Annotated in this window: 11 protein-coding genes and 1 tRNA gene; 7 read left to right on the top strand and 5 right to left on the bottom strand. The window is 54.0% G+C overall.

Annotation, left to right across the window (positions count from 1 at the left end; translation table 11 throughout):
- The 3 genes from AC4FIC_RS10760 to AC4FIC_RS10750 form a co-directional block, all read right to left on the bottom strand.
- Nucleotides 1-852 carry a carbohydrate ABC transporter permease gene (locus AC4FIC_RS10760; RefSeq protein WP_100257580.1) on the bottom strand — a complete coding sequence of 284 codons (852 nt, stop codon included), beginning with the start codon at nucleotides 850-852 and terminating at the stop codon, nucleotides 1-3.
- Between the two features lie 4 nt (nucleotides 853-856).
- Complete coding sequence (locus AC4FIC_RS10755) at nucleotides 857-1,738, bottom strand: carbohydrate ABC transporter permease (RefSeq protein WP_476194273.1); 882 nt, start codon at nucleotides 1,736-1,738, stop codon at nucleotides 857-859.
- A 310-nt stretch (nucleotides 1,739-2,048) separates the two neighbouring features.
- Entirely contained in the window at nucleotides 2,049-2,498 is a 450-nt protein-coding gene (locus tag AC4FIC_RS10750; RefSeq protein ID WP_100257578.1) for a dCMP deaminase family protein, read from the bottom strand.
- A 122-nt stretch (nucleotides 2,499-2,620) separates the two neighbouring features.
- On the opposite strand from AC4FIC_RS10750, the gene AC4FIC_RS10745 reads away from it, so the two are divergent.
- A complete protein-coding gene (locus AC4FIC_RS10745; protein ID WP_145980285.1) occupies nucleotides 2,621-3,064 on the top strand; it encodes a cyclic nucleotide-binding domain-containing protein in 444 nt (147 codons plus the stop codon).
- Between the two features lie 213 nt (nucleotides 3,065-3,277).
- Here AC4FIC_RS10745 and AC4FIC_RS10740 read toward each other — a convergent pair.
- Together AC4FIC_RS10740 and AC4FIC_RS10735 are read right to left on the bottom strand one after the other, a co-directional pair.
- A tRNA-Glu gene (locus AC4FIC_RS10740) sits at nucleotides 3,278-3,353 on the bottom strand.
- A 133-nt stretch (nucleotides 3,354-3,486) separates the two neighbouring features.
- Complete coding sequence (locus AC4FIC_RS10735) at nucleotides 3,487-4,404, bottom strand: OmpA family protein (protein WP_476194272.1); 918 nt, start codon at nucleotides 4,402-4,404, stop codon at nucleotides 3,487-3,489.
- Between the two features lie 167 nt (nucleotides 4,405-4,571).
- Between AC4FIC_RS10735 and AC4FIC_RS10730 the strand changes: the two genes are divergently transcribed.
- The 6 genes from AC4FIC_RS10730 to AC4FIC_RS10705 all read left to right on the top strand — a co-directional run bounded on the left by AC4FIC_RS10730 (nucleotide 4,572) and on the right by AC4FIC_RS10705 (nucleotide 14,297).
- Entirely contained in the window at nucleotides 4,572-6,224 is a 1,653-nt protein-coding gene (locus tag AC4FIC_RS10730; RefSeq protein WP_100257575.1) for an AMP-binding protein, read from the top strand.
- A gap of 248 nt (nucleotides 6,225-6,472) precedes the next feature.
- Complete coding sequence (locus AC4FIC_RS10725; RefSeq protein ID WP_476194981.1) at nucleotides 6,473-8,815, top strand: glycoside hydrolase family 31 protein; 2,343 nt, start codon at nucleotides 6,473-6,475, stop codon at nucleotides 8,813-8,815.
- A 182-nt stretch (nucleotides 8,816-8,997) separates the two neighbouring features.
- The gene (flhA, locus tag AC4FIC_RS10720) at nucleotides 8,998-11,220 is read left to right on the top strand and encodes a flagellar biosynthesis protein FlhA (RefSeq protein ID WP_100257573.1); all 2,223 of its coding nucleotides are present in this window, start codon (nucleotides 8,998-9,000) and stop codon (nucleotides 11,218-11,220) included.
- Nucleotides 11,221-11,230: 10 nt separating this feature from the next.
- Entirely contained in the window at nucleotides 11,231-12,607 is a 1,377-nt protein-coding gene (flhF, locus tag AC4FIC_RS10715; protein ID WP_100257572.1) for a flagellar biosynthesis GTPase FlhF, read from the top strand.
- Nucleotides 12,608-12,733: 126 nt separating this feature from the next.
- Nucleotides 12,734-13,558: a MinD/ParA family protein gene (locus tag AC4FIC_RS10710; protein ID WP_100257571.1), complete on the top strand. Its 825-nt coding sequence runs from the start codon at nucleotides 12,734-12,736 to the stop codon at nucleotides 13,556-13,558.
- Nucleotides 13,559-13,580: 22 nt separating this feature from the next.
- Nucleotides 13,581-14,297: an RNA polymerase sigma factor FliA gene (locus AC4FIC_RS10705; protein WP_100258756.1), complete on the top strand. Its 717-nt coding sequence runs from the start codon at nucleotides 13,581-13,583 to the stop codon at nucleotides 14,295-14,297.
- Nucleotides 14,298-14,435 lie beyond the last annotated feature (138 nt).

Below are 14,435 nucleotides of genomic sequence, written 5' to 3'. Positions count from 1 at the left end.
CTACCCCTTGGTCGCACCCAGTGTTAAGCCGGCGATAAAGTGTTTTTGCATGGCAAAAAATAGGGCCACCGGCGGCAAGGCCGCGACGATCGCCCCGGCCGAGATGAGATTCCACGACGCCAACCATTGACCGCGCAAAGCGCTGATACCGGCCGTCACCGGCCGCACTTCATCGGACTGCACCAAGATCAATGCCCAAAAATAATCGTTCCAAACAAAGGTAAAAATCAGCACGGCCAATGCGGCGAGTGCGGGCCGCACTAAGGGTAAGATAATCGAGTAGAAGATCTTCCATTCACTGGCGCCTTCCAATCGACAGCTCTCCAACAGCTCCTCGGGTATGCCAATAATAAAATTGCGCATAAAGAGTGAGCAAAAGCCGGTTTGGAAAGCAACATGAAAAAAGATCAGCGCCCAAATAGTGTCGTAGAGGCCCAGATCGATGGTCAGGTTGCGCACCGGAATCATAAGAATCTGAAAGGGCACAAAGTTTCCGCCGATAAAGAGTGCGAAGATCAGTAAGTTGCCGCGGAACTTGAACTTCGCCAAGGCGAAGCCGGCCAAGGTGGCCAAGAACACGGAACCTACCATCACCGGCAGGGTGATCAACAGGCTGTTCAGTAAATAGCGCGCCATATTGGTACTGGCAAAAACGGCAGTGTAGTTCTCGATCAAATTCCATTCTGTCGGCAAACCCCAGTAATTACCGGCGTTGATGTCCACAATGGAGCGGGCCGAGGTCATAAAGACCGCCGCCAGCGGCAAGAGCCAGAGAATCACCGCGATTGGTAATAGCAGCTTGTAGCCAACCTGGGTGGTTTTCTTTGTTTGTGCAATGGGAGTGGGAAACATAGTCCTAACCTCGCTCGTCTTTTAGCATGCGCCACAGGAAAAAGGCGATATAGATGAGCATTATCAAAAATAATACCGTCGCAATGGCCGCGCCGTAGCCCATGCGATAGTTGAAAATAGCCTGTTCGTACATAAAGTAGGCCAATACCGATGAGCTGCCGTAAGGCCCACCGGCGGTCATAGACGCAACCAGGTCAAACGAGCGCAAAGCCCCGATAACCGTGACCACTACGGCGATAAAGGTCGCCGGGCGCAGTTGGGGAATCACGATGTAGCGCAGCATAGACCAGCCCTTGGCGCCGTCCATGCGGGCCGCCTCAATCTGATCAGGGCTGATATTATTGAGGCCGGTGAGGAACAGGATCATGGTGTAGGCCACCTGAGGCCATAAGCCGGCCGCGATAATGCCGTAGGTCACCAAGCCTTCATCGGCTAAAATAGGCAGCGGATCTATATTGACCAGCGCAAGTATGTCCTGCAGCAGGCCATAGCTTGGGTCATAGAACCAGGAGAAAACGATCCCGATAATGACCTGGGAGATAACAAAGGGGAAAAAGAACAGCGATTTCACGGCGCGAATACCCAAGACTTCCTGATTTAGAAAGAGTGCGATGCCCAAGCCCAATGGGACCGCCAGCATGTAAAACAGCAGCCAAAGAATATTGTTGACCAGGCTGGTCCAAAATTGGGGATCCTCACCCAACTCTAGGTAATTCCCGAAGCCGATGAAAACCTTTTCACCGATGCCATCCCATTGGTAAAAGCTCATCAGAATAGATTGGCCAATCGGAAAAACCACATAGACGATAAAAATCACGATGGCTGGTGCCAGGAAGTACCAAGGAGTCAGGGTATCTGACCAGGATCTAGAATTATTCGAATGCACGATTTAGGCCTTTTTTTATTAACGTTTTTTGTAGGCGATGCAACATTATGGAACGGCTTGGTAACGTTTTCAAGAGAAAATTGACAAGTGGCGTTTTTTACTAAAAGGCCGCTTCAACATGCGCTGAATATCAAAGCCTTAGCTGGAGCAGGGTTCGCATGCATCAGGCTTAATTCAGGCAATGCACAGGGAGGGTCTTGTTTGCGGGCAGGACCGTGATAATCGCGGGCGCTTGAGCGGTTTTGAATTGGGCCGTGCTCGAGATTCAATTGAGCGTGCAACCCGCTGGCCGAGCCATGCGCTGCAAACCTTACTCGGACGCCGTGCTTGTTAGGGGCATCCAGTCGACCGAAACACCGGCTTGCGCCAGCATTTCTTGGCTAATCTGTATCTTGTCACCCCAGCGCGACAGGAAGTCAGCCGACTGTTCTGGGCAATGCACCGTGGCGATACCAGTTTGAATGATTTTGGCGGCGCAGTTCGGGCAGGGGAAGTGGCTTACCCAGATATCACAGCCGGTCAGGTCCCGCTTGGCAAAGAGGATGGCATTTTCCTCTGCATGCAGTGTTTTGAGCAGCTTCATTTCCCGATTATCGGTTTGGGCACTGTCTGAAATACCATGGGGGTACCCATTAAAGCCGACCGATACAATTCTATTGCTCTCGGTGATGACGGCGCCGACCTGGGTAGAAGGGTCTTTACTCCAGGACCCGACCAATAGGGCCATTTGATGAAAACGTGTAGCCCATTTTGAGACCATTGGATAAATGCACTCGAACGCGGAATATCCCGCCATTGTGCGCAAGAAACAAAGGTTTCGCAATATGCGCTATTTGGTTTATGGTGATGCGTCGACTCAAGCGTATAAATTAGGAATGATGTGTGAAGCGTACCAGCCAAGTTTCCTCTATGAAGTTATTGCAATTGATGGCCAAGATTCCTTTTTTCGAGAAAATCACCAATTACGAACGGGCCCCGATGGCCGAATATGCTCAGATGTATGTTGCCAGTCCGGGCGAAGCCATTATCGAAAAGGATGCGCTCGATAATTGTTTCTATGTGCTGTTAAGTGGTAAGGGCTTGGTCTGCGTGGGTCGACATGCTGAACCCGTGGCGACTATTAAGCCGGGTGAGTTTTTCGGGGAAGTTGGCTTTATCCTAAATATTCCTCGCACCACCTGGGTATTTTCCGAAGGCGTGAGTGCTCTCTTACGCATAGATCAGACGCTGTTAGACAATCTGGATGCCTCGACGCGAAGTAAGGTTAAGGACCAAATAATTATAAAACTGGCCACCACCGTGACCAACTTCAATGCCAAATCATAGCTTAAGGCGCATATGCGGAGGCTTATGAAACGGCGAAGGTCACGCTAATGTACCTGCTAACGCGAGTTTACGCGGCCTAAAAGAAGTATTAGCCCTAAGGGACTCGATGATCTGAACAGGGGGAGCTGGAAGAATTTGCGTTGCGGAGCAACAAAGGTCACGCAATGTGAGCTGGAGAGAATGTAAAGCGAGTCTACGATGCACAAAAAAAGGTGGCATCCCGTAGGGGACTCGAACCCCTGTTACCGCCGTGAAAGGGCGGTGTCCTAGGCCACTAGACGAACGGGACACAGTGCTCATGTGGAGAGCGGGGCGCATCTTACCACCCCTCTTCGAAGATGCAACTCTTTTTTCGGCGCCAGTGGCCAGGTTGGCTTAGTCTGCCGTCCCATCGGGATACGACCGAGCGGGGCAGCGCAGTCTTAGTTGGCGATTCGAATCTCCAAGCGCCTATTGATTTGCCAAGCCGCTGCATTGTCTTCGGCTCGCACCGGGCTGTTGGCCGCCTTGCCGGCCGCAGTCATTTGTTCGGCCGATACACCCAAGTCGACAAAATATTGCACGACCTTGCTAGCCCGCGCTGAACTCAGTTCCCAATTAGAGGGATAATTTTCAGCCCAGGAAGAGACGATTGGCCGGGCATCGGAGTGGCCGATGATTAAAAACTCGGCATTGGGCAGGTTCTGCAGTGAGCTGGCTAAGGGGCGCAGTAGGGCGTCGATATTATCGACCCATTGCAAAGATGCCGGTTTGAAGATGAGCGCCAAGGGGATGTCGAGTACGGCGTCACCAGCAGCGCGTTGCGATACAACTATATCGGGGAACAACGAGGTTAATTGTTTCGCCAGATCCTGCAGTTCATCCTGTAGAGCGCTTTTAGCCGCACTGGGCCCGCTATCGGCACTGAGGCGCAGCATGCGCAGTTGATTATTGATGGTCTTCTGGGCCTCTGCCTGGTCGAGCCGAGAGCGCTGCAACTCGCTATCGAGTGCCGCATTATCGGAGCGTGACCGAGCCAAGGACTGTTCAGACTGTTGTGCCATCGTCAGGGTTTGTTGGTATTCTTTATTCAAATTGGCTATATGCCCCTGAAGGTCATCGACAATTTGAGCCATGTCCTGTTGCTGCGCAGCCATGTTTTCGAGCCGCGCCGACTGATCCGATCTCGTGCTGGTGTCGCTTGATAGGGCTTGCGTCAGCCGGGTGACAGACTGGTTTGCTCGGTCAAGTTGGTCGTCACGCGACGCACTGGCTTGAAACAAGACGAAGTTGGCCACTAATGAAGCGGCGAGAAAGGTAACTGAAAAAATTACGTATTGCGCAGGATTTAAACGACTCAAAATAGGCCTACCTAAGGGGACGCTAGAGGATCAGGTGACGGTAATGCGGTCACCTCGACAATGCAATCACTTGTTCACATAAGAGTAGCCCATCAAGCTTAGCGCTTGCGCTATGGAGCAATTTTTGGTGAAGTGGTCTTAATATTACAAAAAAAAGAGGCACATCCATGACCTATAAAACGCCCATTGAGATACTGGTACAGCGCTCGCAGAGCCATCCCGATAAGCCAATGTTCTATCAGCCGGTCAACCGTCAATGGCAGGTGACCAGCTGGCAAGAGGCTGAAACCCAAGCGCGCCAGGTCGCCTCGGGATTGCTGTCATTAGGCTTAGAGAAGGGCGACCGAGTCGCCATTTATGCCAAGAATTCAGTCGAATGGTACATATCGGACTGGGCCATCATGATGGCCGGTCTGATCAGCGTACCGATCTTTGCCACGGCCAATGCCCAGACGATTGGCTTTGTCCTGCAGCACAGCGGCGCGAAAGCCATTTTCGTCGGTAAGTTAGATGATCTGGAGGCCACCGCTGAGGTGATCGATGGTCGGATTCCGCGCATTGCCTATCCCTATCAGACGCTGCAGGCCGATCACCAGTGGAGCGACTGGCTGCAACAGAACGAACCGTTAGCAGCCTTGCATACACCGGCATTGGACGATGATATGACCATCGTCTATACCTCAGGCAGTACCGGCGAACCCAAGGGCGTGGTGCTCAGCTATCGCAACTACGCCTCCGCCTGTACCGAAAACCAACTTTGGCTGGCGGTCGCCGACCAAGATCGTATTCTGTCCTATCTGCCGTTGGCCCATATTGTCGAGCGGGGTGTGATTCAGGGGCCGGGCCTCTACGGCGGGGCCACCTTCTATTTCGTCGAGTCGCTTGAAACCTTTGTCGAGGACTTGCAGTTCGCCCGGCCGACGGTTTTCGTCTCGGTGCCCCGGCTCTGGACCAAGTTTCAAACCGGTGTGTTTGCTAAGGTGCCGGCCGAGCGCTTAGCCAAGTTGCTGCGCGTGCCGCTTCTGGGTCGCTTGTTGGCCGGAAAAATCCGCCGTGGCTTGGGCTTGGACAAAGCACGCTTGATGGGTTGTGGTTCCGCGCCCATTTCACCCTCTATTTTGTCCTGGTATCAAACCATCGGGATCGATATCTGCGAAGGCTGGGGCATGACCGAAACCGCTGGCCTGTCCTGTTCGAACCTGCCGTTTAGGGCCGATCGGGTTGGCACCATTGGCACACCGGCCAAATGTGTCGATATGACCCTGTCCGATAGCGGTGAAATACTGGTGCGCGGCGAAGCGGTGTTCAGTCACTACTATTTAAACCCCGAGGAAACCGAGCGCAACTTCAGCGATGGCTGGTTTCACACCGGCGATAAGGCGACCCAGTCGGCCGATGGGGTCTATCAGATCATCGGTCGAGTCAAGGACACCTTCAAAACGGCCAAGGGCAAATATGTTGCGCCGGTGCCGATTGAGTCCCTATTGGCGGCCAACCCCGATATCGATCAACTCTTGGTGATGGGATCCGGTCGCAAGCAGCCGGTCGCCATCGTGGTAATGGCGGAGCATCTGCACGACACCAATCGGGATCAGCTGCGCAGTTCGCTGCAGGAGACTTTGGATAGGGTGAATGCCACTTTGGAATCTCATGCCCGGCTGGACGGCATCGTGGTGGTTACCGACAGCTGGTCCATTGAAAACGAGTTATTAACCCCGACCCTGAAGATACGCCGTAACCAACTGGAAGAGCGGTACAATAGTATTGCTCAACAAACCCAAACCAAGTCGGTCATCTGGCAGGACGAATTGACCGTCTAATCTGCCCCTCAAGCGTTGCCGTTGCGCTTATAGGGTGACGCGCAGCGTCGCACTGCTGGCCCGTTCTCGGGCCTGCCCACCAAGCCACCATACGGCTACTCCACCTTGGTTAAATCATTAACCGTTGAGCCAATTTCAACCCTCTGCAAGACGTGATTCTATTTCAACCCTAAACCGATTCCGCCTTGGGCAGCGCCGGACCAGGCGATAGGATGGGGGGACTGTGAAAAACAATAAAATGGGAAAGTATGACTGAGCTCAATACCCGTTCCAGTTTTGCCGTTCAACCTGAAAGAGTATTGGGGCCGGACCAGCCAAGTCAGCACCGGGTGCGCTACCGTTCAAACCCACTGGTGGTAACCGACTCGACCCGCATCTACCACGATAAACACCCGCTATCGGTCACCCAGCTATCGGCCAACCTGATCCGGGTCTGTCTGGGCGAACCATTGATCACCAGCGTGGCCGTTTTGCCCGCCAGCCGCGCCGTTCACCCTGCAGATCTGCCCAATCAAATCGAATGGTCCTGGTTGCCGGACGAGCAGTGGCAAATTGCCGTGCATCGACACGGTCAGGGGCTGGCAACGTCCCGGGGTCTCTACGCCGACAGCGCCGAGGGTCTGCACCTGTACTTGACACTGCCAGATGCCTGGCCAGTCTATGGCCTGGGTGAAAAGACCGGTGATTTGAATAAGCAGGGTAGGGCATGGACTTTTTGGAATTCAGATGTCTTCTTGCCGCACACCGCCGCGACCGATGAGCTCTATCAGTCCATTCCCTTTATGACGGTGTCGACCGATCAGGGGTGGATGGGCATTTTTCTCGACAATCCCGGCCGCAGCCGCTTCGATCTGAGTTTGACCGATGAGGTCTGTATCAGCGTTGACCGCGGTGCGCTGGATCTCTATGTATTTACCGGCGAGACCCTGGGTGAGCTAATCGATCTCTATACCCGGTTGACCGGTCGTCCGTTTTTGCCACCAAAATGGGCCTTAGGTTACCAGCAGTCGCGCCACAGTTACCAAAGTGCTCAAGAGGTCCGGGCGATAGCCGAGGGTTTCCGGCACCATGACCTGCCCCTGGACGCGCTGTACCTGGATATACTGTGTATGGACGGCTACCGGGTCTTCAGCTTCGACCCAACGACCTTTGCGCAAACGCCGGAGCTGGTCGATGACCTATTGGCCGACGGAGTGCGCGTTATTCCAATCATCGACCCCGGGATCAAGCGCGATCCGCACTACCGAGTTTATCAGCAAGGCATGTTGGCCGACTATTTTGTTCAATCCGCCCAGGGCGAGGTTTGGCAAGGTCAGGTTTGGCCCGGCGAAACGGTTTGGCCCGATTTTTTTCAGCCAAGGGTGCAACAGTGGTGGCAGGGTCTGCATCGCTACTATACCGATATGGGTATTCAGGGCTTTTGGAACGATATGAACGAGCCGGCGGTGTTCAATGAGCGCATGACGCTGGACGCCGATGCGCGCCATCATATCGATGGGGCGGTAGTCGAGCACGAAGCCGTGCACAACGCCTATGGCCTGCTGATGTGCGAAGCCACGGCGAGCGCGATAGTGGAGCAGTGCGCGCAGCGACCCTTTGTCCTAACTCGGGCCGGATACGCCGGTATCCAGCGCAGTGCGGCGGTCTGGACCGGCGATAATCGATCCTCTTGGGAGCATTTGCGCCTAAGTGTGCCGATGTTGCTCAATATGGGCTTGTCCGGCGTCGTCTTTACCGGCGTCGATATCGGTGGCTTTATGGACGACAGTCGGCCGGAGCTCTTTACCCGCTGGATGCAGCTGGGCTGTTTCTACCCGCTGATGCGCAATCACTGTGCCATTGGTCAGGTTCGACAAGAGCCTTGGTCTTTCGCCGAGCCATGGACCACTAGAGTGCGGCACGCAATGCACCGTCGTTATAAGTTACTACCCTATCTCTACCAACTGTTTCGCGATGCCCACGAAACCGGCCAGCCCATTTTACGGCCGATGTTTTGGCTGGAACAGCAGCTCGAGCAGACCGAAAATATGAGCGATCAGTTTATGTTCGGGGACGCCCTGCTGGTTGCGCCGATATTGGTCGCCGGTGGCGTCGCCCGCTCGGTCTGGTTACCCAAGGGCCTGTGGTACAGCCTGGTCGGTGACTGCAGCCTGGTCGGTGGGCAGTTTGTCCTCGCGCAGACGGATCTTGATGACATTCCGATCTACCTCAAGGCGGGTGCCATATTGCCGTTGGCGCCTTATCGGAGCTCAACAGCGCGTGCCCAAAAGGAATTGCGCATCTTGATTGTTGACGGGGCAGAGCACGGCCGGATGCTGTTTCGCGATGACGATGGCCTGACCGCCAATCCAGCAGAGAACCGTTATGCTCGCTTGTCCATAGGGTATCACAAGAGTGCAGCACAGGTTGAATGTCACCTGTCACTCGATCGATCTTACTATAAGCCAGAATGGCAACTGATCACTCTCGGAGTCCCCCACGCCTGGAAGGACCGACCGATTCTGCTCAATGGCGAACCCGTTACGGGCCGTTCCAATGTCGACGGGGTTCGCTGCCGGCTCCACTATATCCGGCCTTCAGCCTGGCTTTAAGCGGTCCTTGCGCGCCCAGTTAGGCCGTGCAAGGTGGCCATTTTTTTGCCCCTTCGGCCACCGAGAGCCGCCGGAGAAAGGCGTCAGGGCGGGTCACGCTATTATTTGTCAAATGGATCACATTTTGGCGCGATTTTTGCGTTATAAGCAGTACTTTATAGAATCTGACAGAAAATTGACCCATGGCACTCTTAGATAATTTTCGCACCGCCGGCACCAACTTCCGCAATGTCGACGGTGCAGCGGTACTCAAGAATACCGGCCAAGGTGCCAAGGTTGCTGGGCAGCGATTGCTTGGGGTGCCGATTCTATTGTTAGTCTTGCTCGGCCTTATGACCCTGCCGGTACCGACCTTACTCTTGGATATTTTCTTCACCTTCAACATCGCTCTCTCGATAGTGGTCTTGTTGGTCACTATCTACGTTTTACGGCCACTCGATTTCGCGGTGTTTCCAACCATTATCCTTGTTGCGACCCTGATGCGATTGTCGCTCAACGTCGCCTCCACGCGAGTCGTGCTGATGTACGGTCATGAAGGAGGTGATGCTGCGGGTAAGGTGATTGAGTCCTTTGGTGAAGTGCTGATCGGTGGCAACTACGCCGTCGGCCTGGTGGTCTTTGCAATTTTAATGATCATCAACTTCGTCGTTGTCACCAAGGGTGCCGGTCGAGTCTCTGAAGTTAGTGCCCGGTTTACCTTGGATGCCATGCCCGGCAAGCAGATGGCGATTGACGCTGACCTGAATGCCGGCCTGATCGACGCGGAGGCGGCCAAGATTCGCCGTTCGGACGTGGCGCAAGAGGCCGATTTTTACGGGTCGATGGACGGCGCGTCAAAATTCGTGCGCGGCGATGCGGTCGCTGGCATCTTGATTTTGGTGATCAATATTATCGGTGGCCTGATTATTGGGATCGTGCAGCACGACTTGGTGTTTGCCGATGCGGTGCAAAAGTATGCCTTGCTGACCATTGGTGATGGCCTGGTTGCCCAGATACCGTCCCTGTTGCTCTCGGTAGCCGCGGCGATCATGGTGACACGCAACAGCAGCAGTGAAGAGATGGGCGATCAGATCGTCAATCAGATGTTTTCCACCCCGCGGGCCCTGGGTATTACCAGCTTTGTGCTCTTCGTAATGGGCATTTTGCCGGGCATGCCACATTTTGTCTTCCTAATGTTGGCGGCCCTATGCGGCCTGGGTGCGTTGTGGATCAGTCTCAAGGAGAAGGCGCTTCTAGGTGAGCCGATGTTGCCGATGAAAGCCGGCCGGACGGCCAATCAGCCCAAAGCATTGGGCGATGCCCGCGCCAGCGGTGGCTTGCCGCCGGTTCTGGAGCCTAGCAATGAAACCAAGGAGCTGAGCTGGGACGATGTCCAGCCGGTTGATGTCATTGGTTTGGAAGTCGGCTATCGCCTGATTCCGTTGGTCGATCGATCCCAAGGCGGTGAGCTGTTGGGTCGCATTAAGGGTATTCGGAAAAAATTATCGCAAGACCTGGGCTTTCTGGTGCCGTCGATCCACATTCGGGACAACTTAGACCTGATGCCCAATGCCTACCAATTGACGCTGATGGGCGTCGCGGTGACGGACGGTGAAGTCTATACCGATCGTGAGTTAGCGATTAACCCTGGCCAGGTATTTGGTCCTCTGGAAGGCATTAAGACCATCGATCCAGCCTTCGGCCTGGAAGCGGTTTGGATTGATCTGCGGGAAAAAGATAAGGCGCAAACCCTCGGTTATACCGTAGTCGACGCCAGTACCGTGGTCGCGACCCACGTCAACCATCTGTTGGCGCAGCACTCTTACGAGCTGCTCGGGCACGAAGAAGTGCAGCAGATGCTCGATTTATTGGCGAAACACTCGCCAAAATTGGCGGAAGAGCTGGTGCCCAACTCGGTCTCGCTGAGCCAATTGCTGAAAATATTGCAAAACCTATTGATTGAGAGCGTGCCCATCCGCGACATGCGCAGTATTGCCGAATCGATCACCAACTTGCAGCCTAGGTCACAGGACATCAACGTCTTGACCAATGCGGCGCGCATGGGTCTGGCCCGAATGATCGTCCAAAGTCTGGTCGGCAGCGAAAAAGAAATCCCAGTTATCACATTAGATCGAGCATTGGAGCAATTGTTGCATAAGACTATTCAACAGGCCGGTGCTGATGGAAATCTTGACAGTATTGCCTTGGAGCCTGGTATGGCCGAGCGCCTGCAATCGTCGCTCAGTGATACGGTGAAGAATCTCGATAAGGAAGGTAAACCGGCGGTGCTCTTAGTCGCGGCTTCTTTAAGAATGTTATTGGCGCGTTTTGTCCGCCATGCGGTACCTAATTTAAAAGTCCTGAGTTTCCAAGAAATTCCAGACAACAAACACATTACCATTGTAGCGACCGTCGGTGGTCAATGAGGATTAGCTGATGAAGATTAAACGATTTACCGCTGCCAATATGCAGTCCGGGTTGAAAGCGATCAGTGAAGTCCTCGGGCCTGAAGCGGTAATCCTGTCCAGTCGCAAGCTCAGCAATGGCTTGGAGATAGTCGCGGGTGTCGATGAATACGAGTTTGCGCTTTACCAAGAGACCCTACCCGAGGTTCAGGATGCCCCCGCTGCCGTTACCGCTCGCCCGATAGCGCCTGCGGCACTGCCGCCCGCGGCCAGTCTAAATAAAACCGATCCGCTTAACCCGCAGGCGATGAAAGATCTTTTTGCCTCAATGGCGGGTAAGAATCAGCAGGCCTTCAGCCAGGTCAAGAACCAGCCCCAAACGGAAGTTGCCCATCGCCGAGTAAACCTGGCCGAGCGGCCGATGGCCCGCTCCACGCGTGCATCCGAACCAGCTGTCGAGCCGGCTAGAGCAGGCTGGGCCGCACAAGCCACGCCCGCAGCCCCCGCCGCGGCAGCAGCAGCAGACTTTAAGGTGTTGCGGCGCGAAATAGACGGCCTGCGTGAACTGCTACAAGAACAGACCGAACAGCTGCATACGCCTTTGACCGCCACGTCAGTGCAATATGAGCGCCTAGAAGGGCGTCTGAAGTCGCTCGGTTTTGGCGATGTCTTAGCGGCCAAGCTGTTGCAGAGCTTCGATCGCGAAGACCTCTTAGAGCAGAACTGGCGCAAAATAGTTGCCCGGTTAACATCGGCCTTAGACAGCCCGCTCTACGAGCCGCTTGCCGAGGGTGGGCTGTTCGCCTTAACGGGGCCAACGGGGGCGGGTAAAACCACCACCATAGCCAAGCTGGCCGCTCATTGTGTTAAGGATTATGGTGCCGATTCAGTCGCGGTGGTCTCATTGGATTGGTTTCAGGTCGGCGGACAAGAAATTTTGCGTTCAGTCAGCAATATTTTGGGCGTTGAGTTCCATGCCATGACCGAAGACGACTCTTTGTCGAGCGTGCTGAGTAGCTTGGCGTCGAAGCGTACCGTGTTGATTGACACCAGTGGCAGCGCGGAAGCGCTGGTCCATTGGAACAAATTGATGCGCAGCGAAGCCATGGCGCCGCATATTCAAACGGTACTCGTCTTACCGGCCACCATGCAACCGGCGTCGGTCACCCGCTTTGTCGGCCAGCTGCCGGCACTGGTTTTTAATGCCGTGATCCTATCTAAGCTGGATGAATCGGACAGTTTTGGCGGGATCTTAGAGCCCGTCTTGAAACATCGCTGGCCCATCTGGTATATCACCACCGGCCAGAATATTCCGCAGGATATCGAACCTGGAGATGCGCAAAAATTAACCAAGCGATTGGTGCAGAGCTTAAAGCCAGAGCGCCAAAAATTAGCGACGGCCAGTTAGAACAGCGCGACCAGCGCCACACCGGAGGGTTCTGTTTAGACCCACCGATGTCGCAATAGAATTTCGCCGGCAGATCAGCAAACATCAAGAAGTGATCTTTACTGCCGGGAATTGAGGTAATAGGTAATGAAAAGTTTAAATCCAATACAGGTAATTGCGGTCACCGGCGGTAAAGGCGGTGTCGGAAAGAGCAATGTATCGGTCAATCTTGCCATTGGATTGGCCGAGCTTGGCAAGCGAGTTGTCCTGTTAGATGCCGACCTAGGGCTTGCCAACCTGGACGTATTGCTGGGGCTGTCGGTTAACCGAAACCTCGGCGATGTTTTGTCCGGCCAAGCCAGCCTGTTGGATATTATGGTTGAAGGCCCGGCCGGTATTAAAATCATACCGGCCTCTTCGGGCTCGCAGCATATGACCAACTTAGGTGAGGTTGAACACGCGGGTATTATCACGGCCTTTAGCGACTTGGGCGAGTATATGGACGTGTTGATCGTCGACACTGCAGCGGGTATCTCTAAAACCGTGACCAGCTTTGTGCGCGCCGCTCACGAGGCGCTTATCGTGGTGACCGATGAGCCCACGTCAGTGACCGATTGCTACGCGTTGATCAAAGTACTTAATCGCGATTGTCGCATGAACCGCTTTCGTATCGCGGCCAATATGGTTCGGACCCCAAAAGAAGGTCAAATGCTGTTTAACAAGCTGGCCAAGGTAACCGATCGGTTCTTGGACGTCTCGTTGCAATACAGCGGCGCCATTCCCATGGATGAAGCGGTACGCAAGTCGGTGCAGCGCCAAAAAGCTGTATTGGAGGCCTATCCGCGCTCTAAAGCGTCGGTGGCGTATCGTGACCTAGCGCAAAAAGTGATCGCCTGGCCTTTACCCAGCTCGCCGAAAGGCAACTTGGAGTTCTTTGTAGAACGCTTAATTCAAGGTGTCGGGGCAGCCTGACATGTCGGTGCAGAACTATACTATGTATGACACGCAACGCAGTATCGATTACGAGCAGTTAGTAGAACAGTATGGGGTGCTGGTTAAACGCATCGCCCATCATTTATTAGCGCGACTACCAGACAGTGTTCAGTTGGACGATTTAGTTCAATCGGGCATGATTGGCTTATTTGAGGCGGCGAATAATTACGATGCGGGCAAAGGGGCTAGTTTTGAGACCTATGCTGGGATTCGAATTCGCGGTTCCATGCTCGATGAAATCCGCAAGGGCGATTGGATTCCCCGCAGCGTGCACCGCAATTCCCGGCGCATAGCCGATGCGATTCGAGTAATCGAGATGCGTGAGGGCCGCGATGCCCAAGATCCCGAGGTGGCCTTAGAACTGGGCATCAGCCTCGACGAATTCTATATGTTGATCAAAGATACCCAAGGGTCACGGTTGTTCAGTTTTGAAGAGTTGGTCGAGAATAATCATTCGGAAACGGATGAAGGCCGACCGGATGTATCCGACACCGTAGCACCCCACCTAGGCCACCAGACCGATCAAATGAACGGTCGCTTGATCACTGCCATAAAAGCGTTACCAGAACGTGAACAGTTGGTCTTATCGCTCTATTACGACGAAGAACTGAACCTCAAAGAAATAGGCGCCGTGTTGGGTGTCAGCGAATCCCGAGTCAGTCAGATCCATTCCCAAGCAACTCTGCGCTTGCGGTCTAAATTGCGTGATTGGCTGTAAAGTCACCATCTCTACTGATGGCTCACTTCAGCCCCTCCTAATGGCCGTTAAGCCCGAGCTCATCCCCCCTCCAATACCCTTTTAACCCTCAAGCAATACCCTTTCAACCCTCAAGCAATACCCTTTCAACCCTCAAGC

The sequence above is a fragment of the Reinekea sp. genome, assembly GCF_982785585.1.
This window is presented reverse-complemented; position numbering and strand designations above follow the sequence as displayed.

What these genes read in the sequence shown, in the direction of transcription:
- flhA (WP_100257573.1), top strand. Translation starts at nt 8,998, where the DNA reads ATGGCACTCTTAGATAATTTTCGCACCGCCGGCACCAACTTCCGCAAT.
- AC4FIC_RS10725 (WP_476194981.1), top strand. Translation starts at nt 6,473, where the DNA reads ATGACTGAGCTCAATACCCGTTCCAGTTTTGCCGTTCAACCTGAAAGA.
- flhF (WP_100257572.1), top strand. Translation starts at nt 11,231, where the DNA reads ATGAAGATTAAACGATTTACCGCTGCCAATATGCAGTCCGGGTTGAAA.
- AC4FIC_RS10760 (WP_100257580.1), bottom strand. Translation starts at nt 852, where the DNA reads ATGTTTCCCACTCCCATTGCACAAACAAAGAAAACCACCCAGGTTGGC.
- AC4FIC_RS10750 (WP_100257578.1), bottom strand. Translation starts at nt 2,498, where the DNA reads ATGGTCTCAAAATGGGCTACACGTTTTCATCAAATGGCCCTATTGGTC.
- AC4FIC_RS10730 (WP_100257575.1), top strand. Translation starts at nt 4,572, where the DNA reads ATGACCTATAAAACGCCCATTGAGATACTGGTACAGCGCTCGCAGAGC.
- AC4FIC_RS10710 (WP_100257571.1), top strand. Translation starts at nt 12,734, where the DNA reads ATGAAAAGTTTAAATCCAATACAGGTAATTGCGGTCACCGGCGGTAAA.
- AC4FIC_RS10705 (WP_100258756.1), top strand. Translation starts at nt 13,581, where the DNA reads ATGTATGACACGCAACGCAGTATCGATTACGAGCAGTTAGTAGAACAG.